This is a genomic window from Pseudoalteromonas sp. TB41 (assembly GCF_000497975.1).
Taxonomy (GTDB): Bacteria; Pseudomonadota; Gammaproteobacteria; order Enterobacterales; family Alteromonadaceae; genus Pseudoalteromonas; species Pseudoalteromonas tetraodonis.
Window position 1 is genome coordinate 1 of sequence record NZ_AUTH01000077.1, and the last position, 24,882, is coordinate 24,882.

21 protein-coding genes and 2 rRNA genes are annotated in these 24,882 nt (G+C 41.8%); 19 read left to right on the plus strand and 4 right to left on the minus strand.

Annotated elements, in window-relative coordinates:
* From L641_RS0111065 to L641_RS0111080, 4 genes are all read left to right on the plus strand, one after another.
* A 23S ribosomal RNA gene (locus L641_RS0111065) occupies positions 1-1,309 on the plus strand; the annotation flags it as partial.
* Between the two features lie 136 nt (positions 1,310-1,445).
* A 5S ribosomal RNA gene (gene rrf, locus L641_RS0111070) occupies positions 1,446-1,560 on the plus strand.
* A 650-nt stretch (positions 1,561-2,210) separates the two neighbouring features.
* Entirely contained in the window at positions 2,211-3,713 is a 1,503-nt protein-coding gene (locus tag L641_RS0111075; protein WP_013466040.1) for a bifunctional ADP-dependent NAD(P)H-hydrate dehydratase/NAD(P)H-hydrate epimerase, read from the plus strand.
* A gap of 96 nt (positions 3,714-3,809) precedes the next feature.
* Positions 3,810-5,777 (plus strand): methyl-accepting chemotaxis protein, encoded by a 1,968-nt coding sequence (locus tag L641_RS0111080; protein ID WP_024601928.1) that lies wholly within the window; start codon positions 3,810-3,812, stop codon positions 5,775-5,777.
* 81 nt (positions 5,778-5,858) lie between these two features.
* On the opposite strand, the gene rnk is transcribed toward L641_RS0111080, so the two are convergent.
* From rnk to L641_RS0111100, 4 genes are all read right to left on the minus strand, one after another.
* Positions 5,859-6,272, minus strand: coding sequence for a nucleoside diphosphate kinase regulator (rnk, locus tag L641_RS0111085; protein WP_024601929.1), 414 nt, complete (start codon positions 6,270-6,272; stop codon positions 5,859-5,861).
* 178 nt (positions 6,273-6,450) lie between these two features.
* The gene (gene groL, locus L641_RS0111090; protein ID WP_013466037.1) at positions 6,451-8,097 is read right to left on the minus strand and encodes a chaperonin GroEL; all 1,647 of its coding nucleotides are present in this window, start codon (positions 8,095-8,097) and stop codon (positions 6,451-6,453) included.
* A gap of 49 nt (positions 8,098-8,146) precedes the next feature.
* Positions 8,147-8,434, minus strand: a complete 288-nt coding sequence (locus L641_RS0111095; RefSeq protein ID WP_008113511.1) for a co-chaperone GroES — start codon at positions 8,432-8,434, stop codon at positions 8,147-8,149.
* Positions 8,435-8,543: 109 nt separating this feature from the next.
* The gene (locus L641_RS0111100) at positions 8,544-9,023 is read right to left on the minus strand and encodes an FxsA family protein (protein WP_024601930.1); all 480 of its coding nucleotides are present in this window, start codon (positions 9,021-9,023) and stop codon (positions 8,544-8,546) included.
* Positions 9,024-9,264: 241 nt separating this feature from the next.
* On the opposite strand from L641_RS0111100, the gene cutA reads away from it, so the two are divergent.
* The 15 genes from cutA to L641_RS0111175 all read left to right on the plus strand — a co-directional run bounded on the left by cutA (position 9,265) and on the right by L641_RS0111175 (position 24,775).
* A complete protein-coding gene (gene cutA, locus L641_RS0111105; protein ID WP_013466035.1) occupies positions 9,265-9,585 on the plus strand; it encodes a divalent-cation tolerance protein CutA in 321 nt (106 codons plus the stop codon).
* Positions 9,585-11,390: a protein-disulfide reductase DsbD gene (locus L641_RS0111110; RefSeq protein WP_024601931.1), complete on the plus strand. Its 1,806-nt coding sequence runs from the start codon at positions 9,585-9,587 to the stop codon at positions 11,388-11,390. Before cutA ends, L641_RS0111110 begins: the two co-directional genes overlap by 1 nt.
* 229 nt (positions 11,391-11,619) lie before the next feature.
* Positions 11,620-12,072, plus strand: coding sequence for a type II 3-dehydroquinate dehydratase (gene aroQ / locus L641_RS0111115; RefSeq protein ID WP_013466033.1), 453 nt, complete (start codon positions 11,620-11,622; stop codon positions 12,070-12,072).
* Positions 12,073-12,105: 33 nt separating this feature from the next.
* Entirely contained in the window at positions 12,106-12,567 is a 462-nt protein-coding gene (gene accB / locus L641_RS0111120) for an acetyl-CoA carboxylase biotin carboxyl carrier protein (RefSeq protein WP_024601932.1), read from the plus strand.
* A gap of 26 nt (positions 12,568-12,593) precedes the next feature.
* Positions 12,594-13,934: an acetyl-CoA carboxylase biotin carboxylase subunit gene (gene accC, locus L641_RS0111125; protein WP_013466031.1), complete on the plus strand. Its 1,341-nt coding sequence runs from the start codon at positions 12,594-12,596 to the stop codon at positions 13,932-13,934.
* 126 nt (positions 13,935-14,060) lie between these two features.
* On the plus strand, positions 14,061-14,528 hold the full coding sequence (tsaE, locus tag L641_RS0111130) for a tRNA (adenosine(37)-N6)-threonylcarbamoyltransferase complex ATPase subunit type 1 TsaE (protein WP_013466030.1): 468 nt from the start codon (positions 14,061-14,063) through the stop codon (positions 14,526-14,528).
* Positions 14,529-14,556: 28 nt separating this feature from the next.
* Positions 14,557-15,900 (plus strand): N-acetylmuramoyl-L-alanine amidase, encoded by a 1,344-nt coding sequence (locus L641_RS0111135; protein ID WP_024601933.1) that lies wholly within the window; start codon positions 14,557-14,559, stop codon positions 15,898-15,900.
* Between the two features lie 29 nt (positions 15,901-15,929).
* Positions 15,930-17,756, plus strand: coding sequence for a DNA mismatch repair endonuclease MutL (mutL, locus tag L641_RS0111140; RefSeq protein WP_024601934.1), 1,827 nt, complete (start codon positions 15,930-15,932; stop codon positions 17,754-17,756).
* A gap of 10 nt (positions 17,757-17,766) precedes the next feature.
* Positions 17,767-18,684, plus strand: a complete 918-nt coding sequence (gene miaA, locus L641_RS0111145; RefSeq protein ID WP_024601935.1) for a tRNA (adenosine(37)-N6)-dimethylallyltransferase MiaA — start codon at positions 17,767-17,769, stop codon at positions 18,682-18,684.
* Between the two features lie 81 nt (positions 18,685-18,765).
* A complete protein-coding gene (gene hfq / locus L641_RS0111150) occupies positions 18,766-19,029 on the plus strand; it encodes an RNA chaperone Hfq (RefSeq protein ID WP_013466026.1) in 264 nt (87 codons plus the stop codon).
* A gap of 16 nt (positions 19,030-19,045) precedes the next feature.
* Entirely contained in the window at positions 19,046-20,335 is a 1,290-nt protein-coding gene (hflX, locus tag L641_RS0111155; RefSeq protein WP_024601936.1) for a ribosome rescue GTPase HflX, read from the plus strand.
* A gap of 100 nt (positions 20,336-20,435) precedes the next feature.
* On the plus strand, positions 20,436-21,605 hold the full coding sequence (hflK, locus tag L641_RS0111160) for an FtsH protease activity modulator HflK (RefSeq protein ID WP_013466024.1): 1,170 nt from the start codon (positions 20,436-20,438) through the stop codon (positions 21,603-21,605).
* Positions 21,606-21,610: 5 nt separating this feature from the next.
* A complete protein-coding gene (gene hflC, locus L641_RS0111165) occupies positions 21,611-22,489 on the plus strand; it encodes a protease modulator HflC (RefSeq protein WP_013466023.1) in 879 nt (292 codons plus the stop codon).
* Between the two features lie 209 nt (positions 22,490-22,698).
* Positions 22,699-24,012: an adenylosuccinate synthase gene (locus L641_RS0111170; RefSeq protein ID WP_024601937.1), complete on the plus strand. Its 1,314-nt coding sequence runs from the start codon at positions 22,699-22,701 to the stop codon at positions 24,010-24,012.
* 124 nt (positions 24,013-24,136) lie between these two features.
* Entirely contained in the window at positions 24,137-24,775 is a 639-nt protein-coding gene (locus L641_RS0111175; RefSeq protein ID WP_013466021.1) for a tetratricopeptide repeat protein, read from the plus strand.
* Positions 24,776-24,882 lie beyond the last annotated feature (107 nt).

Genomic DNA, 24,882 nt, shown 5'->3' on the forward strand with positions numbered 1-24,882 from the left:
CGAATCGTACCCCAAACCGACACAGGTGGTCAGGTAGAGAATACTAAGGCGCTTGAGAGAACTCGGGTGAAGGAACTAGGCAAAATCGTACCGTAACTTCGGGAGAAGGTACGCTCCGATTGGTGATGGGACTTGCTCCCTAAGCTGATTGGAGCCGCAGTGACCAGGTGGCTGGGACTGTTTATTAAAAACACAGCACTGTGCAAAATCGCAAGATGACGTATACGGTGTGACACCTGCCCGGTGCCGGAAGGTTAATTGATGGGGTTATCTTCGGAGAAGCTCTTGATCGAAGCCCCGGTAAACGGCGGCCGTAACTATAACGGTCCTAAGGTAGCGAAATTCCTTGTCGGGTAAGTTCCGACCTGCACGAATGGTGTAACCATGGCCACGCTGTCTCCACCCGAGACTCAGTGAAATTGAAATCGCAGTGAAGATGCTGTGTACCCGCGGCTAGACGGAAAGACCCCGTGAACCTTTACTACAGCTTGGCACTGAACATTGAACCTACATGTGTAGGATAGGTGGGAGACTTAGAAGCAGAGACGCTAGTTTTTGTGGAGTCGTCCTTGAAATACCACCCTTGTAGTTTTGATGTTCTAACGTTGGCCCCTGAATCGGGGTTACGGACAGTGCCTGGTGGGTAGTTTGACTGGGGCGGTCTCCTCCCAAAGAGTAACGGAGGAGCACGAAGGTTGGCTAAGTACGGTCGGACATCGTACGGTTAGTGTAATGGTAGAAGCCAGCTTAACTGCGAGACAGACACGTCGAGCAGGTACGAAAGTAGGTCATAGTGATCCGGTGGTTCTGAATGGAAGGGCCATCGCTCAACGGATAAAAGGTACTCCGGGGATAACAGGCTGATACCGCCCAAGAGTTCATATCGACGGCGGTGTTTGGCACCTCGATGTCGGCTCATCACATCCTGGGGCTGAAGTCGGTCCCAAGGGTATGGCTGTTCGCCATTTAAAGTGGTACGCGAGCTGGGTTTAGAACGTCGTGAGACAGTTCGGTCCCTATCTGCCGTGGGCGTTTGAGAATTGAGAGGGGTTGCTCCTAGTACGAGAGGACCGGAGTGAACGAACCGCTGGTGTTCGGGTTGTCATGCCAATGGCATTGCCCGGTAGCTACGTTCGGAACTGATAAGCGCTGAAAGCATCTAAGCGCGAAGCAGGCCTCGAGATGAGTTCTCACTAGACTTTTAAAGTCTCTGAAGGGCCGTTGAAGACTACAACGTTGATAGGCAAGATGTGGAAGTGGTGTGAGCCATTAAGCTAACTTGTACTAATTACCCGTGAGGCTTAACCATACAACGCCAAACGCGTTTTATGTGATAGTTTAAGCGAAGAAGTTAATAGAACTAAAGTAGATTACTTGATTACTCTTTATTATCAGAAATTCCAAATTTTAGTAAGCTCGATTAAATCGAACTTACACCAAATTTGCTTGGTGACAATAGCGTTTTGGACCCACCTGACCCCATGCCGAACTCAGTAGTGAAACGAAACAGCGCCGATGATAGTGTAGCATTTGCTATGTGAAAGTAGGACATTACCAGGCTCCAAATAAGAGAAACCCGTTACAGCGATGTAACGGGTTTTTTGCTGTTTGGGATTTAATAAAAAAACCAAGAGCCCATGCCGAACTCAGTAGTGGCCGCTCTTGCACATCCTGTACTTCACGGCATTCGTATTCCTATACATCAAACAAAACAGCGCGAAGGCGAGCCCTGCACAAGGTCGCCCCGGCACAATGGTAGTGTCGCATTTGCTATGTGGCTCTCTACCGCTGTGGGCACTACGACATCACCAGGCTCCAAATTAAAGAAAGCCCGACTAGAAATAGTCGGGCTTTTTTACGTCTGCAGGAAAGTAAAAATATTAGCTATCAGCCGTCAGCTATCAGCTGCACAGCGTTAACTTGACCACTGTATCATGGGTTGAGTATCTCGAAACCTATGGGTAAAAGAATGCGACGACCACCTCAGAGCCTAATATATACTCTACCGCTGTAGGGACCGCGACATTCTATTGCGTTGTCGCTAAGAATAACGTATCAGCATCAGGTAGCAAATCCATATAAATTGGTAATAAATACTCAAATAAGGGGGTTGCGCCCTTATTCTGATTGATACATTTCTGATCTTACTTGAAAAAAAACCAATGAGCCCAAAGTCTACTTAATCAACACTTATTTTTATAGAGCCTATCATGTCGTTATTACCTTCATCTTCCAGCGTTAAGCAATTCGTATATTTAGCACAGCAAATAAGAGAGCATGAGGGTAATGCTGCAAAAGCCAGTGGTTGTGATCTGTTTACCCTAATGGAACGAGCGGGGCATGCCGCATTTTTAAATTGGAAATCATTCAATGCACAGCAGACTCTAGTACTCGTAGGGAGTGGCAATAACGCAGGAGATGGCTATATTGCGGCTAGCCTTATTAAACAAGCCGATAGACATGTAGTGGTGTGTGCCGTAGATGAAAATAAAGAATTAACCGGCGATGCTGCAAAAGCACAAAAGCGCTGGATTGATGCCGGTGGTGAAATTTGTAACTTTAGCGCTGATGCACTCGATGAGTGTGATGTAATCATTGATGCATTACTGGGCACTGGTCTTGAAAATACGGTACGCGATAATGTTGCCACTATAATTAAAGCGGCGAATGAAAGCACTAAACCAATACTCAGTATTGATGTGCCATCAGGTATAAATGCTGATACAGGCCAACCTTTAGGTATTGCAATTAAAGCCACTAAAACAATTACTTTTGTAGGGGTAAAACAAGGGTTAACAACGGCTGCGGGTAAACAGTATGTTGGTGAACTTATCTTTGATGACTTGGCTATTGGCGAGTCATTCGTAGAATTAGCAAGCCCTTCGGGTAAGCTTATTAATATCAATAGTTTTAAAGGCTTAGGCCCACGTGCTTTGAATAGTCATAAAGGTAGTTATGGAAAATTACTGTGTATTGGTGGGAATCAAGGAACGGCAGGTGCTATCAGCTTAACAAGCGAGGCAGCGCTTAGAGCTGGTGCTGGAATGGTCAGAGTGCATACCCATGAAAGCTCAATTATGCCAGTCAGTTTTGGCCGACCAGAGCTTATGGTAAGTAGTAATAACTTGCAACACGCATTGGAGTGGGCAAGCTGTGCTGTTATTGGCCCAGGCCTTGGACAAGACGAATGGGCGCAAAATACCTTTAATCAAGTCATTGAGTATTGTACACATAATAATATGCCTTTAGTTATTGATGCTGATGCACTTAATTTACTCGCTAAACAAGCTTCACCGAAAATGCCCACGCGGTGTGTACTTACCCCGCATCCGGGCGAAGCCTCTCGATTATTAAAGGTGTCGACTGGGGAGATAGAGTCTGATCGGTTCAGCTATGTTCAACAATGTGCTAAACGTTACTCAGCAGTTTGTGTTTTAAAAGGCGCAGGAACTTTAATAGCCGATGGTAAGCATACTTGGGTTTGTGAAGAAGGAAGCCCTGCGCTTGCTGTTGGCGGTAGCGGTGATGTTCTTACTGGTATTGTAGGGGCATTACTTGCTCAAGGGTTAGATTGTGCTGAGGCGACTTGCTATGGTGTTACACTGCATGCTAAAGCGGGTGATATTGCTGGGCAAAAAAATGGAGAGCGAGGTATGCTACCTAGCGATCTGTTTTGTATAGTGAGGCGGTTAATTAATAATATAAAACCATAAGATAAAAGCATTCATATTAATTTTGTTCTTTTTTTGATAAATCCATTAACCTTCTTATACTTAGTTAACGCTGTTTGGTTGTAACTGAGGTTAAAAATGTTAATACAGAAAAAAATGTATGCGGGAAGCTTATTACTTATCGTTTTCTCTTTGCTCGTTTTAACCGGAATTATGCAATGGGTGATAACGCCAATTATAAAAAATGAAGCTATTTCTGCAGCTAAGTTACAGGCTAAAGTAATCGGAGAATCATTTGCTAAGGATTTAGGAAAAAGTGCAGCATTAACTAAAAGCTTATCTGTTGTTGCTCAAACACTTCCCCTTGATAAAGATCAATTTATTAAAAATTTGGCACCGTTAATTGCTAGTGGTACAGGTATTGCCGGTGGTGGAATATGGCCAGAGCCAAATATGTTAGATGCATCAGCACAAAGGGCATCTTTGTTTTGGGCTAAGGGCGATAATGGTCAATACACTTTATTAGATGACTACAACCAAGCTGATAGCAGTCCATATCAACAAGAAAGCTGGTATACAAGTGCTGCTAACGCTCAACCAGGCGTATGTGTTTGGTCTGAGGCTTATATTGATGCAGTTTCGAATGTACCTATGGTAACTTGTTCCGTTAAAATTGAGCGTAATAATCAGTTTTGGGGAGTCGCTACTTTAGATATAGAGCTTTCTCATATTGAAAAGTCACTACTTGCTGAAAACCAAGCAACCGGTACCTACAGTTTTATTATTGATAGTGCGCAGCAGTTTGTTTCTATTCCTGCATTTAGAGATACGAATTTAGCCATGCTAAATTTTTCACAAGTTGTGAGTAAAGATAGCTCTTTACAGCCTTTAGTTAACGCCTTGAAAAATGAAGATAGACTCGTAGCAGAGTTTAGTTCTGGTGTCATAAAGGGGGATAGCTCAATTCTAGTGACATTCTCACTGCCGGAGCAAAAGTGGCGCTCTGGCGTGATAATTCCAACAGCGATTGCAAAAAAAGCAGCTAATACGCTGACATATTATTTGTATGGTTCATTCATTGTACTCATTGTTATATTTATATCGGCATTATTAGTCTTTGGTAAGCGATTAGTTGAGCAAATAGAGCAGACTTCGGCGCAAGTTAGGTCATTAATGCAAGGGCAAACAGATTCTAAATTACCAATATCGGGGGATGATGAAATGAGTCATCTTTGCGAAGCAATTAATGATTACGGTGATCATCTTATTAAAATTCTTGGGCTGATTAAAGAAGAGGCGGCCTCAGTAAAAAACAATGCTGAATCTATTGATAACTTGAGTAGTAATAGTCAGCAACGCGCACATGAACTAATGCAAGAAAATGAACTGTTAGCCACGGCTATCAATGAAATGTCGATAGCGGCTTCATCGGCATCAGAAGATATTGGTGGCGTTGCAGATATTACCGCTAAGTCATCAGATCTTGTAAACTCTGGATTTAATGTTATTGAACAAAACGCAGAATCTATCCAGCTGTTGTTCAATAAACTAACTGAGTCGTCCAATGCAATATCACAAATCTCTGAAGATTCACAGCAGGTTGGTTCGGTATTAGATGTGATTATGAATATCTCTGAGCAAACTAATTTGCTTGCGCTTAATGCTGCTATTGAGGCTGCTCGTGCTGGTGATTCTGGAAGGGGGTTTGCGGTCGTTGCTGATGAAGTTAGAACACTGGCACAAAGAACGCAACAATCAGCTGGTGAGATTGAAACCATGATAAGTCAGTTACAACAAGCGGCTGCAAAAGGAGTCAGTGTTATTCAAGAATGCCGAGAGTTCTCAGAAGTGGTCAATGATCGTTCAAATACAACACGCACGCAATATGAAAATATAGTTGATGCATTTAACGACATTAAAGGGCGCTCAGCAAGTATTGCCGTAGCCACAGAAGAGCAGGCTCAAGTAACCGTCAATGTTAAAAAACTAGCGGAACGGATCCGAGAAATATCAGGGCAAAATGCTGCCGATGCCGAAGACTTTAGAGAAGTAAGTAAAGCCTCTAATAGTCAAGCACAAAGGCTATACGACATTAGTCAGCAGTAACTCAATATAAAAAATCCAAGCCTTGCTTGGATTTTTTATATAAATTTGTTTATTAATTTAAAATTATGAGGATTTAAAAGTCTATCTATGAAGCTCGCCAGCTCTTTCTGGTTGATAAGTTACCTCTTTAATAGTTACTGTTATTAACCCACCGCCTGGCTTTGGCCATTCAATTTGATCTCCCTGTGAAAGGCCAAGTAATGCACTACCAACAGGGGCTAAGATTGATATTTTGTTGCCACTTGAGTCAATATTCTTCGGGTAAACAAGCGTTAAAGTAAACTCCTCACCTGTAGATTCAACAACAAAGTTCACTGTTGAATTCATGGTTACCACGGTTGAGGGAACTTCGTGTGGCTCCACTATGTTAGCTCTACCAAGTTCTGCTTCAAGTTCTTTTTCACCCGCAAAACTGTTCGCAGGTAATGATTCCATTAGCGCATACAATCGATCTGCATCCAGTGATGAGATGATTATTTCAGGTTTAGTATTCAACTTAATATCCTTAATCATGTTAAATAAAATTTACTCTGGGTATAGCTTGCAGGAACTCAGTTGCATTGGAATACACTGAGATAATTTTATTGTTGTCTTAGTGAATTTATTTTATCTCTATTGCTAAAAACCCAGCCGAAGCTGGGTTTTATTTGAGCTAGGTGTGTGAGGGAATGATTTACATCATGCCGCCCATACCACCCATTCCGCCCATGCCACCCATATCAGGAGCGCCCGCTTCTTCTTTAGGAATTTCAGCGACCATTGCTTCTGTGGTGATCATTAGACCGGCAATCGATCCTGCAAATTGTAATGCAGAACGGGTTACTTTCGTTGGATCTAGGATACCCATTTCAATCATGTCGTTGTATTCGCCAGTGGCTGCGTTGTAACCGTAGTTACCTTCACCGCCTTTCACTGCGTTAATAACAACAGATGCTTCGTCGCCTGCGTTTGTAACGATTTGACGAAGTGGTGCTTCCATCGCGCGAAGTGCCACTTTAATACCGTGGTTTTGGTCTTCGTTATCGCCTAGTAAATCTGCTAATTTGCTAGCAGCACGCACTAAGGCAACACCGCCACCTGGTACAACACCTTCTTCAACCGCTGCGCGAGTTGCATGTAATGCATCTTCAACACGATCTTTTTTCTCTTTCATTTCAATTTCAGTAGCGGCACCTACTTTGATTACTGCAACACCGCCAGCTAATTTAGCCATGCGCTCTTGTAGCTTTTCTTTATCGTAGTCTGAAGTCGCTTCTTCAATTTGTGCTTTGATTTGTGCAACACGGCCGTTAATACCGTCTTCTTCACCAGCACCATCAATGATTGTTGTGTCGTCTTTAGTGATTACTACGCGTTTAGCTGTCCCTAAGTCTTCAACTGTTGCTTTTTCAAGCTCAAGGCCGATTTCTTCAGAAATCACAGTACCGCCAGTTAATACCGCGATATCTTGTAGCATTGCTTTACGGCGATCGCCAAAACCAGGTGCTTTAACCGCTGATACTTTTACAATACCACGCATGTTATTCACTACTAGTGTCGCTAACGCTTCACCTTCAAGGTCTTCTGCGATGATGAGCAGAGGTTTACTTGCTTTAGCAACCGCTTCTAATGTTGGTAATAATTCACGGATGTTAGATATTTTTTTATCTACAAGTAAGATAAATGGGTTATCTAGCTCAACCGCGCCTTTTTCAGCGTTGTTGATAAAGTATGGAGATAAGTAACCACGGTCAAACTGCATGCCTTCTACAACATCTAGTTCGTTTTCAAGTGATTGCCCTTCTTCAACCGTAATAACACCTGTGTTACGGCCTACTTTTTCCATTGCATCAGCAATGATTTCACCAATTTCTTTATCAGAGTTAGCTGAAATAGTACCTACTTGTGCAATCGCTTTAGTATCAGCACATGGAACAGAAAGCGCTTTAAGTTCTGCAACTGCAGCAATGATTGCTTTATCAATACCGCGCTTAAGATCCATTGGGTTCATACCCGCAGCAACCGCTTTAAGACCTTCGTTTACAATAGACTGAGCAAGCACAGTTGCGGTAGTGGTACCGTCACCAGCAGCATCATTTGCTTTAGACGCTACTTCTTTAACCATTTGTGCGCCCATATTTTCAAACTTGTCTTCAAGTTCGATTTCTTTTGCTACAGATACACCATCTTTGGTGATCACAGGAGAGCCAAATGATTTGTCTAATACAACGTTACGACCTTTAGGGCCTAATGTTACTTTTACTGCATTTGCTAGAATATTTACGCCAGTTAGCATTTTTGCACGTGCGTCGCCTGCAAACAGTACTTCTTTTGCTGCCATGTTTAATTTCCTCTAAATTCTTAAAATGTGTGTTAAACGAAAAGTAGGTTTAGCCTACAATGCCTAAAATATTGTCTTCACGCATGATCAGGTACTCTTGACCTTCGATCTTTTCTGTTTTTTCAACATATGAGCCAAATAACACAGTGTCACCGGCTTTCACTTCTAATGCTCGAACGTCACCGTTTTCTAAAACGCGACCATTACCTACGGCAACAACTTCTCCGCGAGTTGATTTTTCAGCTGCAGAGCCAGTTAATACAATACCGCCAGCAGACTTGGTTTCTTCTTCTAGACGCTTGATGATTACGCGATCTTGTAAAGGACGAATGTTCATGTTTTTAGTTCTCCTAACAGTTTCTGAACAGTACAGAAAAAAGTGTATCTAATTTGCTTTCATTAATGGGGGTGGAGTGAAAAATTCCAAGAGAAAAAATGATAAATTTTTAATCTTTTCGCTCGTATTCACCATCTATGGTCTTAGGGCGGTTTTCATCTTGCTCATGATGCATTGATTGATGAGTTTGCGAAAACCCTGAAGTGCCAGTTTGATGCATGCTAGCGCTCATTCTTACAGTTGCTTGACTAGCAAGTCCTGCAGCTAATTTGTTACGAATAGCAGGGGTAAGGAGTAGTAAGCCAAATACATCTGTCATAATGCCGGGTGTTAATAAAAGTACCCCTGCAATAATTACGCAAATACCGGTAAACAATTCTTTAGCAGGCATTTGCCCTTGAGCCATTTGCACTTGTACGTTTTGTAGTGCGCCCATTCCTTGCTGTTTCACCATTTTCGCACCCACAATCGCGGTTAGTACCACTAAAGCGATTGTTACGAAGCCACCTATCACGTCACTAACCTGAATTAGTAAGGCAATTTCAATAATAGGGATGATGATAAACAGCAAAAATAAAATTCTAAACATAAGACTCTCTAAAAAAAATGACACTTATTAAGGTGCTAATGAAATATAAGTGAGGGTTGTCGGGTCTATTTTCAAGCTAATAAGAGTAAGTAATAAACGTTAATGTTAGTAAAGTTATAGGTAGCGGGTTTAAATCAATTTACTGCAAAGACCCAAAATGTAGACAGAGTTCGTGTCTACACATTATACCCGCTATCAGCTACTATGGGGCTAGACCCCCGTAAACAAGTAAAGGTTCACTATGACAACGCAATTTAAACTTATTTTTACCACTTGCAAAGATAACGATGAAGCCCGTTTATTGGCTATGGCGCTAATTGAAAAGAAACTAGCCGCTTGTGTAAATATTTTACCGGCCATGACTTCTATTTACATATGGGAAGGTGAAGTAGCTGAAGCAACTGAAGTAAAGCTGCTAATTAAAACTAAGGCTGACAAAATGAATGATGTATTTTTAACCTTAAAAGATCTTCACAGCTACGAAGTACCAGAAATACAAGTTGTTGATGTGGCAACGGGTAACTTGGCTTACTTTAATTGGATGGATGAGGTGCTTCATTAATGCGCTTTATTTTATTTTTTTTATTAAGCGTATTAATGGCGCCTGCTTGGGCGGCACAAAATACCCTTGATGATTTTCTAAAACCGACTCAGCACACATTTTTGCCGGTAAATGAAGCGTTTGTATTTGATTTTGATCAGCAAGGAAGTACGTTATTTGTTGGTTGGGATATCGCTGATGACTATTACCTATATAAAGATAAAATAGAAATTATTGCCAAAGGTGCGAGCATTGACGTGCCTGAGTTGGGCGCTGGTGAAATAATTGAAGATGAATTTTTTGGCAAAACTGAGGTGTTTTTTAATTCTCTTAGCGTTATCAGCAAACTAAGTAATGTGAGTGAAGATGGCGTTGTTAAGGTGCGTTATCAAGGCTGTGCAAAAGCAGGGCTGTGTTATCCACCTGAAATCATCAGCATTCCATTAAGTGTACTGGCAAGTGAAACTAATACTAATGACAGTACCGCAGCAAGCAGTGCATTTGCAGCACTTAGCCAATCTGCAGAAAAACCAGCAACTGCATCAACACCTGATAAAGAGCTCACATTTACAGAGCAGTTAGCCAGCCAAAGCTTAATGGTTAACTTAGCTATTTTCTTTGCCGTGGGTGTGGGTTTGGCATTTACACCGTGTGTATTTCCGATGTTCCCTATTTTATCTAGCTTAATTGCGGGTCAAAAGAACCTATCTACCAAAAAAGCATTTGCCCTATCATTTGTTTATATTCAAGGCATGGCGGTTACCTATGCAGCATTAGGGCTTGTGGTTGCTGCGTTAGGCGGGCAAGTGCAAGGCTATTTACAGCATCCATATGTATTAATTAGCTTTAGCTTATTATTTGTACTGCTGGCTATGTCGATGTTTGGTTGGTACGAAATAAAGTTACCCAGCGGCATGATGAACAAGCTAACCCAAGTGAGCAACAACCAAAAAGGCGGTAACTATATTGGGGTGTTCTTGATGGGGGTTTTATCAGGGCTTATTGCATCTCCTTGCACTACAGCGCCTTTATCAGCCGCATTATTATTTGTGGCACAAAGCGGCGATTACCTAGTCGGCGGGCTAACACTTTACGTACTGAGTTTAGGTATGGGGCTACCGCTGTTATTATTAGGTACATCGGGAGGTAAGCTATTACCGAAAGCTGGCGGCTGGATGGAACAAGTTAAAACCTTATTTGGTTTTATTATGTTAGTTGTGCCACTTATTTTGCTAGAGCGCATTATAGATATTGAAATTATTATGCTTATGGCAGGCTTATTAGCTATCGCCACAGCGCTTTATTTCCACTATTGGCAAAGCGCCCAAACTCAAGGCAAATTAAAAACCTTATTGTGGTTTATGGCTGTTTTATTGATGCTTACTGGCTTTAATTTAACCCAAAACTATTTTTGGCCAACACAAGCCGTGAGTTTACAAACAACCTCGCAAAGCAATGAGTTTAAACACGTTGCCAATTTAGCCGAGCTTAAACAAGCCGTATCACAAGCAAATAGCGAAGGGCGCATGGTTATGGTGGACTTATACGCTGACTGGTGTGTAGCGTGTAAAGAGTTTGAGCATTACACCTTTCCCGACCCGCAAGTACAAAGTGAGTTTAGCCATTACCAACTGATTCAAATTGACTTAACTCAAAGCGATAATGAAACAATTGAGCTAATGGAAGCATATTCAGTGTTTGGTTTACCGAGTATTTTATTCTTTAATACTCAAGGTGAAGAGCTAAGTGCACAACGTGTCACTGGCTTTTTAAATGCGGATGATTTCGCTAAGCACCTTGCTGCAGTGCGTGCCAGCGCTGAATAACCATTCTATATGGCACAACATGATTGTTAATGTTGTGCCATTATTCCCCCTTAAGATACGTCCCCAAAATAGAGATTAGACCAGTATTTTGCTGCTATTTACTTCGAAATCACTATAATAGTTGGTTAACGTGAGAAATTGTTGCTATCTTACTTTTTTCAGCTTACTTTTTAGTGAAAAATTAGTTAGTAACCGCTTAACTCATTACTTATAGGATATATCGCGTATTATGGCTGCAAAATTAAAGATTTTAGTTATAAATGGCCCAAATTTAAACATGCTAGGAAAGCGTGAGCCCGATAAGTACGGTTCGCACTCTTTAGAGCATATTATGAGCGAGTTAAACAGCGCTGCTAATAGTTTAGATGTGGCGTTAACGCATTTTCAAAGTAATAGTGAGCAAGCGCTCATTGAACGCATTCATGATGCTTGGCAAGCGGTTGATTACATCATTATTAACCCTGCAGCATTTACGCACACAAGCGTCGCATTACGTGATGCATTGCTAAGCGTTGATATTCCGTTTTTTGAAGTGCATTTAAGTAATGTGCATGCACGTGAAACGTTTCGCCATCATTCTTATTTTTCTGATGTGGCGCAAGGCGTTATTTGTGGATTAGGTGCAATGGGCTATCACGCTGCTTTACATGCAGCGGTGAGCCGATTGCAAAACTCAAACTAAATTTAAACTAACAAACTAATAGGCGGGTCGTTTATGGATATTCGCAAGATCAAAAAACTAATTGAATTAGTAGAAGAATCAGGTATTGCAGAACTAGAAATCACTGAAGGTGAAGAATCAGTACGTATTAACCGTAACAACATGAGTGCCGGCCCTGCATACGCGCAATTTGCTCCACAGCAATATGCTCCAGCACCCGCTCCTGCGGCTGCACCAGCAGCACCTGTAGCAGAGTCTGAAGCACCAGCGGCAGGTCCTACAGGACACCAAGTTAAATCACCTATGGTAGGTTCTTTTTACGCAGCAGCTTCTCCAGAAGCGCCAGCATATGTTGAAGTCGGTTCACAGGTTAAAGTTGGCGACACATTATGTATCGTTGAAGCAATGAAAATGATGAACCAAATTGAGTCAGATAAAGCCGGTACAGTAAAAGCTATTTTAGTAGAAAACGGCGAGCCAGTAGAATTTGATCAACCTTTATTCATCATTGAATAATAGCGCAACGTAAAAGGCCAACTCTCATGTTAGATAAAGTAGTCATTGCAAACCGAGGTGAAATTGCACTTCGTATATTGCGCGCCTGCAAAGAGCTTGGGATCAAAACGGTTGCTGTGCATTCAACGGCGGATCGCGATCTTAAGCACGTATTACTAGCAGATGAAACCATCTGTATTGGTAAACCAGCAGCAACTGAAAGTTACTTAGACATTCCACGCATTATTGCCGCAGCTGAAATAACTGATGCGGTCGCTATTCACCCAGGTTATGGTTTTCTTGCCGAAAATGCCGACTTTGCCGACCAAGTTGAGCAAAGTGGCTTTGTATTTATTGGTCCTCGTGGCGACACTATTCGCCTAATGGGCGACAAAGTATCAGCTATCGAAGCGATGCGTAAAGCCGGTGTTCCATGTGTGCCAGGTTCTGATGGTCCGGTATCGGATGATAAAGAACGCAACATGCAAATTGCTAAGCGTATTGGTTACCCGGTAATTATTAAAGCAGCTGGCGGCGGCGGTGGTCGTGGTATGCGTGTTGTACGCAACGAGGCTGAGTTAATCAACTCGATTGCGCTTACGCAGCAAGAAGCTAAGCAGTTCTTTGGCAACAGCATGGTTTACATGGAAAAATTCCTTGAAAACCCACGCCACATTGAAGTGCAAGTATTGGCCGATGGTCAAGGTAACGCGGTTCATCTAGGTGAGCGTGATTGTTCAATGCAACGTCGCCACCAAAAAGTAGTGGAAGAGGCGCCAGCACCAGGGATTACTGCAGAAGTACGTAAGTTCATTGGTGAGCGTTGTACACGTGCGTGTATCGAAATTGGTTATCGTGGTGCAGGTACGTTTGAGTTTTTATACGAAAACGGCGAGTTTTACTTCATTGAAATGAATACCCGTATTCAGGTTGAACACCCAGTGACTGAAATGGTTACCGGTGTGGATTTAATCAAAGAGCAGCTAAAAATTGCCGCTGGTCAGCCATTATCATTCACTCAAGACGACGTTGTTATTCGTGGCCACGCTATTGAGTGTCGTATTAATGCTGAAGACCCTGAAACCTTTATTCCATCACCAGGTAAAATCACTCGCTTTCATCCAGCTGGTGGTTTAGGTATTCGTTGGGACAGCCATATTTATGCTGATTACACGGTACCGCCACATTACGATTCTATGATTGGTAAGCTGATCACTTACGGTGAAAACCGTGATGTTGCTATTGCCCGTGCTCGTAATGCACTCAATGAGCTGGTAATCGACGGTATTAAAACGAATACGCCATTGCATAAACGCATTCTTGCAGATGAAAACTTCAAAAACGGTGGTACAAATATCCACTACCTTGAGAAGAAATTAGGGCTGTAAAGTCTATGCTAATTAAAAACCGGCTCAGGCCGGTTTTTTTATCTTTAAAAAAGAGGCAGTATCACCTTAAATAAATAATCTGGTATGATTAACAAATATGCGCTTTTCGTAAATTTTGAGGTAATCATGTCGTGTAGTTTTGATTTTCATTTAGTCGATGAAAATGCCACTGTTGCTATGGGTAATAAATTAGCTGCCATAATAGAACAGGGCGCAGTTATTTATTTGCATGGTGATTTGGGGGCCGGTAAAACGACATTTACTCGCGGTATAGTGCAAGGTTTTGGTCATACAGGTAAGGTTAAAAGTCCCACTTATACACTTGTTGAACCTTACGAGCTTGTGCGTGGCAATGTCTATCATTTTGACTTATACCGATTAGGTGACCCAGAAGAGCTTGAATTTATGGGAATTCGTGATTATTTTTCAGAAACGGCAACTTGTATTGTTGAGTGGCCGGAAAAAGGCGGAGAATTTATTCCTGTTCCCGATCTAAATGCTACGCTAAGTTATGTAGGTGATGAGCGTAAAATTGTTATTAACAGTGCGAGTGAGCGTGGTGTAGCAATTGTCGAAAAACTAAATAATAGATAATAAAATAGTTAAGGCAGTGATTATCAAAATGAGTCGTGGTTTAGTTAAACTTTTTATTTACCTCATGGTTTTTACAGTGAGCTTGCCATTGTGGGCGCAAAACACTATTAATAGTGTGCGTGTCTGGCCATCCCCTGATAGCACCCGGGTGGTGTTTGATCTCGACGATAAACCCGATTTCAGCTACTTTATGCTAAAAAATCCAAGCCGTTTAGTGGTTGATTTAGAAAACACTGATGAGTTGAAAACATTGCCAGGTGTGCCACCAAAACACCAAATTGTTAGTAAGTTACGTTACTCAAAACCTAAAAATAAACACAGCGTGCGTTTAGTGTTTGAATTAAATGGGCCAGTTAAACCAGTTATATTTGCACTAGCCCCCACAGGCCCTTATAAAAATAGATTGGTGGTCGATTTATACGATAAAAGCCAAGCTAAAGGTGCAATTACCCCTGCGCAAACGGCGGCAAAAAAACGCCAATTAAGCCAAGAGCGCGATATTGTAATTGCTATTGATGCAGGGCATGGCGGTGAAGACCCTGGCTCCATTGGCCCATCAGGCACTTACGAAAAAGACATTACACTGCAAATTGCCAAGCGTTTAGAGCGGATGATTGATGCTGAGCGAGGCATGATTTCGCGTATGGTTCGCAGTGGCGATTACTTTGTAAAACTCAATACACGTACCAACCGCGCACGTCAGAAAAAAGCAGACTTTTTTGTTTCTATTCATGCAGATGCGTTTACCAGCCCTGGGCCAAATGGTGCTTCTGTTTGGGTGTTGTCGCTGCGACGTGCCAATTCAGAAATTGGTAAATGGATTGAGGATAAAGAAAAACACTCTGAGTTACTTGGCGGTGCTGCCGATGTAATTAAAGATGCTGCAAATGAAAAGTACTTAGCGCAAGCCTTGCTTGATATGTCGATGGATCACTCCATGAAAACCGGCTTAAACGTGGCTGAGGAAGTAGTTAAAGAGCTACGAAAGGTGGCTAAACTTCATAAAAAAGAGCCGCAACATGCCAGCCTTGCAGTATTAAAGTCGCCAGATATTCCGTCTATTTTGGTTGAAACTGGGTTTATCTCTAATCCACGTGAAGAGCGACTGCTTAAAAGTGCCAATCATCAAGAGCGCTTAGCTAAAGCCATGTTTACCTCAATTAAAAATTACTATTTACGTAACCCGCCTGACGACTCACTGTTTGCGTCATTAAAGTCTCAGTATCCAACAAAACATAAAGTACGTCCTGGTGAGTCACTGAGCATGTTGGCAGGTCGATATGGCGTGAGTATCAGTAAAATAAAACAAGTTAATAAGCTCAGTTCAAATACGCTATTTATTGGTCAGGAACTTGATATTCCTCAGAGTTAATTTTAAAAGCGCACACATTTAAGGTTGTTATGAGTATTGAAATATTACCTGCGCGCTTAGCAAACCAAATTGCGGCGGGTGAAGTTGTTGAGCGTCCCGCATCGGTGGTTAAAGAGTTAGTAGAAAACAGCCTTGATGCAGGCGCGACACGTATTCAAATAGATATTGAACGCGGGGGCCACAAGTTAATTCGTATTCGCGACAATGGAGCGGGTATTGCAAAGGGTGAGCTCACATTAGCGCTCTCTCGCCATGCAACCAGTAAACTAAAGTCCCTAGACGACCTAGAAAATATTTGTTCTCTTGGTTTTAGGGGGGAAGCCTTAGCATCTATTAGTTCGGTATCTCGCTTAACCTTAAGCTCTAAACCCGAAAATCAAGAAGCTGCGTGGCAAGCCTTTGCACAAGGCCGAGATATGGCCGTAGAGGTAAAGCCGGTTGCTCACCCTAGTGGCACCACAATTGAAGTTAAAGATTTATTTTTTAACACCCCAGCAAGACGTAAGTTTTTACGCACTGAAAAAACCGAATTTAGTCATATTGATGAGCTTATAAAGCGTATTGCGCTGAGCCGTTTTGATGTATCAATTACATTAACCCATAATGAAAAAGTGGTGCGCCAGTATCGCGCTAAAACTGATCCTGCTCAAGCGATTACGCGAGTCGCACAAGTGGCGGGTAAAGCGTTTGCTGAGCAAGGATTGCATATTCAATCGGGTGAGGCTGGGTTGCAACTACACGGTTGGGTATTGCCAGTTGGATCGGCTAATAGTACTCAGTATACCTATGTAAATAATCGTATGATGCGCGACAAACTTATTCTGCATGCTATTCGTCAAGCATTTGAAGAGGTCAGTGGCGAGCAAGAACTTCCCGGATTTGTGATTTACATAGATATAGACCCACGCCAAGTGGATGTTAACGTGCACCCGGCAAAGCATGAGGTACGTTTTCATCAAGGTCGTTTGGTACATGACTTTATTTTACAAGCTATTAAACAAGTTGTGGTGCCACTTCAAGCTGAGTTTGTTAATTCGCCAGCCGCTCACGCTCATCATTCACCAGTTACATCGTTTAACCAAGAACACACTTCCAGTAGTGAACTTTTTGATTATCCTAAGTCGTCATTACAACCAAGTCATTCGCCATCTACAAGTAGTGCCTCTTATGGTGGCGGTCGTCAAGGTGCGGGTAGACAGGTGCGTACTGAAAGCCAAAATTACCATGATGTGAATGCGTTTTATCAGGGCGTGAATGAGCAACAAGCGCAGCACTTTGATACTGCGGCAGCATTTGTACAATCTAATGAGACGCAAGTATCAGATACAGCACTGCGCACTGTCGATATAATAAGCATTGAACAGGGCGTTTGCGTGTTCAATAATGAAAATCAACTTTATTGTTCACACTTTAAATACGCATTAGCGGATGATTGGCATACACAAATAAAAGAGCATGGCAGCCTTGAAGGTAAAGCACTCCTATTGCCTGTGCGTGTCAACGTATCAAAACAAGACACGGCGCTTCTTGCTGCTCAGCAGTCTTGGTTTACCTTACTAGGTTTTGAGTTATTAATAGAAAAGCAGTTTGTTATGGTAAAGAAGCTGCCTACAAGCCTGTACTTATTAGATGTAAGTGCTGCAATAGATGCATTGCTTGAGGGATGTAAGGCTCAGCTAGCAAGTATTGATGAATGGCTACAATGGCAGGTAAATATAATTCCCGCACGGTTCTATGCGAGCAATGCCTTTTTAGAGCAGCAAGCGCGCTTACAAAATAATCCGCAAACAATTGAACGCTTGCGAGAAAAAGCAGTTAAAATAGATCTAAACTCTTATCTAACGCAATTTAATTAAGGTATTCGTGTTGAGTAATTTACCGGTCATATTTTTAATGGGCCCAACCGCTGCTGGTAAAACAGCATTGGCAATTTCACTGTGTGAGTATTTAAATACTGAGATTATTAGCGTTGATTCTGCGCTTGTTTATAAAGGTATGGATATTGGTACGGCTAAGCCTGATGCCGACGAATTAGCTCGTGCCCCACATCATTTAATTGACTTACTTGATCCGAGTGAAACGTATTCGGTTGCTGATTTTAGACGTGATGCTATAGAAAAAATTGATAAATTTCATCAACAAGGTAAAGTGCCTGTATTGGTTGGAGGTACAATGATGTACTTCAAAGCGCTAATTGATGGGTTGTCGCCATTACCTGAGGCCGATGCAGACGTTAGAGCCGAACTAGAAACACAAGCTAAAGAGCATGGCTGGCCTTATTTATACAAAGAGCTGGTTAAAGTTGATCCGCAAGCCGCACAAAAGATGAGTGAAAATGATTCGCAGCGAATTAATCGTGCTTTGGAAGTTTACCGTATAACAGGTAAAACGATGACTGAATTGCAAAAGCAAAAGCAGCCAGCATTACCCTATACTTTTCATCAATTTGCAATTGCACCCGATGATCGCAGTGAATTACATCATCGAATTGAAGAAAGGTTTAAAATAATGATTGAACAGGGGTTTGAAAAAGAAGTTTCGACCCTATATCTACGTGAGGATTTACATCCCAATATGCCTTCTATTCGTTGTGTAGGTTATAGACAGATGTGGGATTACCTTGCGGGTGAAATTGATCATGATGAAATGATTTTTCGCGGCATTGCAGCCACACGTCAATTGGCTAAACGTCAATTAACGTGGTTAAGAAGCTGGCCTGATGTTACATGGTTAACAACAGGTGATGAAGAAAACTTGCATCGTGTAGTAAGTTCGCTAAGCTAGTAGTAGTTGAACAAAATTTATCTTTGTTAAATCAGTTCAGCCACTTAATTATAATAACACCTAGAACGAAGGAATAATAACATGGCAAAAGGCCAATCGTTACAAGACCCATTTTTAAATGCACTACGCCGTGAGCGCATTCCAGTATCAATTTTTTTGGTAAATGGCATAAAATTACAAGGTAAAATTCAGTCATTTGACCAATTTGTAATTTTGCTGGAAAACACTGTTAACCAAATGGTGTATAAACATGCAATTTCTACAGTTGTACCTGCACGCGCAGTCAACTTCCAAGGTGTTCAGGGAAATGAAGACACTGAAGAACCTGAAGCTGGAAACTTTTAAATTAGGAGCGTAATGCTTGTTTGACCGCTATGAATCTGGCGAACAGGCAATTTTAGTCCATATCGACTTACCTAAAGAGGGGGATCGTGAAGATCTCCACGAATTAGAAATGTTGGTATCTTCTGCTGGTGTTAGTAGTTTGGCGGTTGTGCAAGGCAGCCGTCAAGCACCACATCCGAAGCTATTTGTCGGTACCGGCAAAGCAGAAGAAATAGCTGAAATTGTCAAAATCCACAATGCCGATGTTGTCATTTTTAACCATCAGTTAAGTCCGTCTCAAGAACGTAATTTAGAGCGTGTTTGCCAATGTCGGGTGCTTGATAGAACCACACTTATCCTCGATATTTTTGCTCAGCGCGCACGTACTCACGAAGGTAAACTTCAAGTTGAGTTAGCGCAGCTTCGTCATATGTCGACTCGTTTAATCCGAGGTTGGACCCACCTTGAACGCCAAAAAGGCGGTATTGGTTTACGTGGTCCTGGTGAAACGCAGTTAGAAACCGATCGACGTTTATTACGTGCACGTATTAAAAATATACGCGCCCGTTTGGCTAAAGTTGGCGTACAACGTGAGCAAGGTAGACGAGCACGTACTCGTAATGAGATCCCAACGGTTTCTTTAGTGGGCTATACTAATGCGGGTAAATCAACCTTATTTAACCGTATTACAAATTCTGATGTGTATGCCGCTGATCAGTTGTTTGCAACACTAGACCCAACCTTACGCAAATTAGATATTGGCGATGTTGGTTCGGTTATTTTAGCGGATACTGTAGGGTTTATTCGCCACTTACCGCATGACTTAGTGGCTGCATTTAAAGCAACGCTGACAGAAACGCGAGAGGCTGATTTACAATTACACGTGATAGATGTAGCCGACCCTCGTCGAAAAGAAAATATTGAACAGGTACAAGAAGTACTCAAAGAAATTGAAGCTGATGATGTACCGCAATTACTTGTATACAACAAAATTGATGCGCTGGATGATGTAACCCCACGTATTGATCGCGATGACGAAGGCCAACCTATAAGGGTATGGTTATCAGCAAAAACAGGTGAAGGTTGCGAGCTGCTAAGTGAGGCTATTAGTGACCTACTAGCTAAAAAGATGTTGAGTGAAACTTTACTACTGGCTCCTCAGTATGGACGTTTAAGAGCATCTTTATTTAACTTAAGTGCAGTACATAACGAACGTTTTGATGAGCAAGGTAATTGGTTGCTAGATGTGCGATTACCTATGATTGAGTGGAATCGTTTGATTAAAGATTTTGGCCCAGAGATTGAAAGTTTTATTAGCTGCGACTAAAAACTGAAAGATTAATGTCGGTTTTAGTATAAGAAATGCATAAGATTTGTTAGATTTAACACAATTTCCGAATTTATTTAGATAACAATGGAGTATAGCTATGGCCTGGAATGAACCGGGTAATAATGGCAATGACAAAGATCCGTGGAATAACAAAGGCGGACGTGATCAAGGCCCACCTGATTTAGACGAGGTGTTCCGTAAATTCAGTAACAAGTTTAACGGCTTATTTGGCGGTAAAAAATCCGGCAATGGTAGCGGCGGTGGACTTGGCGGAGCCGGTATTTCATTTGTACTTATTATCGCTGCCATTGTGTGGGCGTTAAGCGGTATTTATACGGTGAAAGAAGCTGAACGCGGTGTCGTTCTTCAATTTGGTAAGTTTGACCGAATTGCAGATCCAGGCTTGCGTTGGAAAATGACCTTTGTTGAGACGGTTATTCCAGTCGATATCGAAGCTGTTCGTTCGTTATCAGCATCAGGCTTTATGCTAACTGAAGATGAAAACGTAGTAAGCGTTGAGTTTGAAGTACAGTATCGAGTAATCGACCCATACTTATACAAGTTTAGTGTCACTAACGCTGACAGCAGCCTTGAAGAAGCATTAGATAGTGCACTGCGTTATGTTGTTGGCCATTCAAAAATGGACCAAGTACTGACTAACGGCCGTGAAGTTGTGCGTCAAAATACCTGGGATGAGCTAAATCAAATCATCGAACCTTATAACTTAGGTTTAATCGTAACTGACGTTAACTTCAAGGATTCACGTCCGCCAATGGAAGTTAAAGATGCGTTTGATGATGCAATTGCAGCCCAAGAGGATGAACAACGCTTTATTCGTGAAGCCGAAGCGTATGCCCGTGAAATTGAACCGCGTGCGCGTGGTCAAGTAACGCGTATGACGCAAGAGGCTGAAGGTTACCAAGAGCGTATTACTTTAGAAGCGCAAGGTGAAGTGGCTCGTTTTGAGAAATTACTTCCAGAATACCAAGCAGCTAAAGAAGTAACACGCGAGCGTTTATACATAGACGCAATGCAAGAAGTATTAGGTAATAGCTCTAAAATATTGGTTGACGTTAAGGGCGGTAACAACATGATGTATTTACCACTTGATAAAATCATGGAAAAACAGGGTTCATCAACACGCGTTGCTTTACCTAGCTCAAGCGATATTAACGATTTACGTAACAAGGTAAATACGTCACGTAACAGCACTGTTAATAGTGGTAATGATCGCTTTAACAATGATCGCTTCAACGACGGGAGATAAGCATAATGAAAAACTTTAGTTTAGTAATCCTATTAGCTGCCATTGTAATGTGTTTCTCGTCAGTATTTGTGGTTTCTGAAGGCCAAAAGGCGATTGTACTTTTATTTAGTAAAGTACAAAAAGACAGCGATGATCAAGCGGTAGTTTATGGTCCAGGTCTACATCTAAAAGTGCCATTTTTTAGCCAAGTGCGCCGCATTGATGCGCGTATTCAAACGCTAGATGGCACACCGGATCGCTTTGTAACTAGCGAGAAAAAAGACTTAATTGTTGATTCGTTTGTAAAATGGCGTGTTAACGACTTTAGCTCTTTTTACCTGCGTGCACGTGGTGATAAGCAATACGCTGAAACACTGCTTAAGCAAAAAGTAAATAATGGCCTACGTACTAACTTTGGTACTCGTACTATTCGTGAAATTGTATCGGGTGAACGTAGCGAGCTGATGGAAGAAGCGTTAGTACAAGCCTCTGAAAGTGCTAGTGAGCTGGGTATTGAAGTACTTGATGTACGTGTTAAGCAAATTAACTTACCTCAAGAGGTGAGTAGCTCTATTTACCAACGTATGCGTGCTGAGCGTACTGCCGTTGCTAAAGAGCACCGTTCTGAAGGTCAGGAAAAAGCAGAGACGATTCGTGCAGGTGTTGACCGCCGAGTAACAGTAATGCTTGCTGATGCAGAACGTAATGCGCGTTCTGTTCGTGGTCAAGGCGATGCTGATGCTGCTGCGATTTACGCTAGTGCTTATAATAAAGACCCTGAGTTCTTTAGCTTTGTTCGCTCTTTAGAAGCTTACAAGCAAACTTTCAAAGGAAAGCAAGACGTGATGGTGTTATCACCGGATAGCGACTTCTTCCAATACATGAAAGGCGCGAAAGCTCAGTAATCACAGCTTTAGTTAAATTTAAAAAGCCCTGCAATTGCAGGGCTTTTTGTTATCTGAATTTTAATCTTATAAATCACTGTTATTTATGTGATTATTAGCTAAACACTGATGTTTACTAAGGGCACGAGGAAAAAATAAGCTAAACGGGGTGAACTTTGCTTTAGTTTTCTGGTAAAATCTCGTCCTAATTTTCTCTAAGTGAATTTGCAATGGGTAAAAACGTTGTAGTACTAGGCACCCAATGGGGTGACGAAGGTAAGGGTAAGGTAGTTGACCTCCTTACAGATAAAGCATCTTTAGTAGTTCGTTATCAAGGTGGTCATAACGCTGGCCATACCTTAGTGATCGACGGTGAAAAGACAGTTCTACACCTTATTCCATCGGGTGTATTACGTGACAATGTTAAATGTGTGATTGGTAATGGTGTTGTTTTATCACCAGAAGCGCTAATGAAAGAAATTGGCATGCTTGAAGAGCGTGGCGTACCAGTACGCGAACGTCTTTTAATCAGTGAAGCATGTCCGCTAATATTGCCTTTCCATGTTGCATTAGATGTAGCTCGCGAAACAGCGCGTGGCGATAAACCAATCGGTACAACGGGTCGTGGTATCGGTCCAGCGTATGAAGATAAAGTAGCACGTCGTGGTTTACGTGTTGGCGATTTATTCAATCCTGAATTATTTGCTACTAAGTTAAAAGAAGTATTGGAATACCACAACTTCACATTAGTGAACTACTACAAAGTAGATGCAGTAGATTTTCAAAAAACGTTTGATGACGCAATGGCTGTTGCTGACATCTTAAAAGCAATGGTAGTTGATGTAACTGAGCTTTTAGATCAAACGCGTAAAGCCGGTGACAACATCTTATTTGAAGGTGCACAAGGTACATTACTTGATATCGATCACGGTACTTATCCTTATGTTACATCTTCAAACACTACTGCTGGTGGCGTTGCTACAGGTGCGGGTTTTGGCCCATTACACCTTGATTATGTACTAGGTATCATTAAAGCGTACACAACACGTGTAGGTTCAGGTCCTTTTCCTACAGAGCTTTACGATGGCCTTGAAAAACAAGACCCAGTAGGTAAGCATTTAGGTGACAAAGGTCATGAGTTTGGTGCTACTACTGGTCGTTTACGTCGTACTGGCTGGTTAGATGCAGTGGCTATGCGCCGTGCAGTTCAAATTAACAGCATTTCAGGTTTTTGTTTAACTAAACTTGACGTTCTAGACGGTTTAGAAACACTTAAAATCTGTACTGGTTATAAGCTTGAAGATGGTACTGTGACTAACGTTACGCCATTAGCGGCTGAAGGTTACGATAAAGTAACACCAGTATACGAAGAAATGCCTGGTTGGTCTGAAAATACCGTGGGTGTAACATCGCTTGAAGGTTTACCTAAAGCAGCAATTGATTACATTAAACGTATTGAAGAAATCACGGGCGTCCCTGTTGATATTATCTCTACAGGTCCAGATCGTGTTGAAACCATGATACTTCGTAGCCCATTTGCATAATTGGGTTTATGTTGAAAAGAAGCTGCCATGTGCAGCTTTTTTTATGCCTATAAAAAAGCACACCTATTAATAGTGGAACGATCTTTGTATATTATTTGGTAAGTTTATTTTTAAAGTGGTTAATATGCGTTTATCTTCTCGTTGCTCAGTGTGGTCATTATCACTACTTACACTTTCTTTATTTAATATAAGCAATAGCTTAGCTGAAGAAAGCCCTGCAGCTGTGCCGCTGTATACTGAATCTGAGTTAATAGCTTTAATTAATGAGAACACTCATCTAGCCCGCGTCAAGGCAGATAATTGCCAGTTAGTGCAAGATATAGAAGCGCGAGCCAATAAAATGGCATTGCCGTCGTATCAATTTTTATACGGTGATATGCTCGCCTACAAGGTGTGTGTTGAGCGTGATGTAGCTTTAGGTGTGTATTACATGAAAAAAGCGGCTGAGCAGGGCTTAGCGGCAGCATTAGAGCAGCTAGGTCGCTATTACGATGTTGGGCAGTTAGTCCAAAAAGACAAAGCCATGGCAATAACCTACCTCCGTGAGGCCTCAGCGCAAGGTAACTTAAAAGCGCAATTACGATTAGTGGGCTTGTTTAATCAAGGCTATGGTAGTCCAAGAGACTTTGAAGATGCTTATCGTTGGCTGTTTAACACCACGGTAGCCGATAAAGCGACACATAAAAAAATAGAGCGAGCATTAACTAAACTTGCTGAAAAAATGCCAGCTAGTGTCGTTACCCGCGCGCGCTTACCTATGTAACCTAAACTCTAGCTAGAGAAAATCAACCTAATTATGACTATGATTTAATATGTTAGTAAATCTCTTAATCAGAGTTTAGGTTTGTAAATAAAAAAGCGAGAGTGCTT

What these genes read in the sequence shown, in the direction of transcription:
- hflC (WP_013466023.1), top strand. Translation starts at nt 21,611, where the DNA reads ATGAAAAACTTTAGTTTAGTAATCCTATTAGCTGCCATTGTAATGTGT.
- hflK (WP_013466024.1), top strand. Translation starts at nt 20,436, where the DNA reads ATGGCCTGGAATGAACCGGGTAATAATGGCAATGACAAAGATCCGTGG.
- groL (WP_013466037.1), bottom strand. Translation starts at nt 8,097, where the DNA reads ATGGCAGCAAAAGAAGTACTGTTTGCAGGCGACGCACGTGCAAAAATG.
- aroQ (WP_013466033.1), top strand. Translation starts at nt 11,620, where the DNA reads ATGGCTGCAAAATTAAAGATTTTAGTTATAAATGGCCCAAATTTAAAC.
- L641_RS0111100 (WP_024601930.1), bottom strand. Translation starts at nt 9,023, where the DNA reads ATGTTTAGAATTTTATTTTTGCTGTTTATCATCATCCCTATTATTGAA.
- L641_RS0111110 (WP_024601931.1), top strand. Translation starts at nt 9,585, where the DNA reads ATGCGCTTTATTTTATTTTTTTTATTAAGCGTATTAATGGCGCCTGCT.
- L641_RS0111080 (WP_024601928.1), top strand. Translation starts at nt 3,810, where the DNA reads ATGTTAATACAGAAAAAAATGTATGCGGGAAGCTTATTACTTATCGTT.
- accC (WP_013466031.1), top strand. Translation starts at nt 12,594, where the DNA reads ATGTTAGATAAAGTAGTCATTGCAAACCGAGGTGAAATTGCACTTCGT.
- cutA (WP_013466035.1), top strand. Translation starts at nt 9,265, where the DNA reads ATGACAACGCAATTTAAACTTATTTTTACCACTTGCAAAGATAACGAT.
- L641_RS0111075 (WP_013466040.1), top strand. Translation starts at nt 2,211, where the DNA reads ATGTCGTTATTACCTTCATCTTCCAGCGTTAAGCAATTCGTATATTTA.
- mutL (WP_024601934.1), top strand. Translation starts at nt 15,930, where the DNA reads ATGAGTATTGAAATATTACCTGCGCGCTTAGCAAACCAAATTGCGGCG.
- accB (WP_024601932.1), top strand. Translation starts at nt 12,106, where the DNA reads ATGGATATTCGCAAGATCAAAAAACTAATTGAATTAGTAGAAGAATCA.
- hfq (WP_013466026.1), top strand. Translation starts at nt 18,766, where the DNA reads ATGGCAAAAGGCCAATCGTTACAAGACCCATTTTTAAATGCACTACGC.
- tsaE (WP_013466030.1), top strand. Translation starts at nt 14,061, where the DNA reads ATGTCGTGTAGTTTTGATTTTCATTTAGTCGATGAAAATGCCACTGTT.
- L641_RS0111095 (WP_008113511.1), bottom strand. Translation starts at nt 8,434, where the DNA reads ATGAACATTCGTCCTTTACAAGATCGCGTAATCATCAAGCGTCTAGAA.
- L641_RS0111175 (WP_013466021.1), top strand. Translation starts at nt 24,137, where the DNA reads ATGCGTTTATCTTCTCGTTGCTCAGTGTGGTCATTATCACTACTTACA.
- L641_RS0111135 (WP_024601933.1), top strand. Translation starts at nt 14,557, where the DNA reads ATGAGTCGTGGTTTAGTTAAACTTTTTATTTACCTCATGGTTTTTACA.
- L641_RS0111170 (WP_024601937.1), top strand. Translation starts at nt 22,699, where the DNA reads ATGGGTAAAAACGTTGTAGTACTAGGCACCCAATGGGGTGACGAAGGT.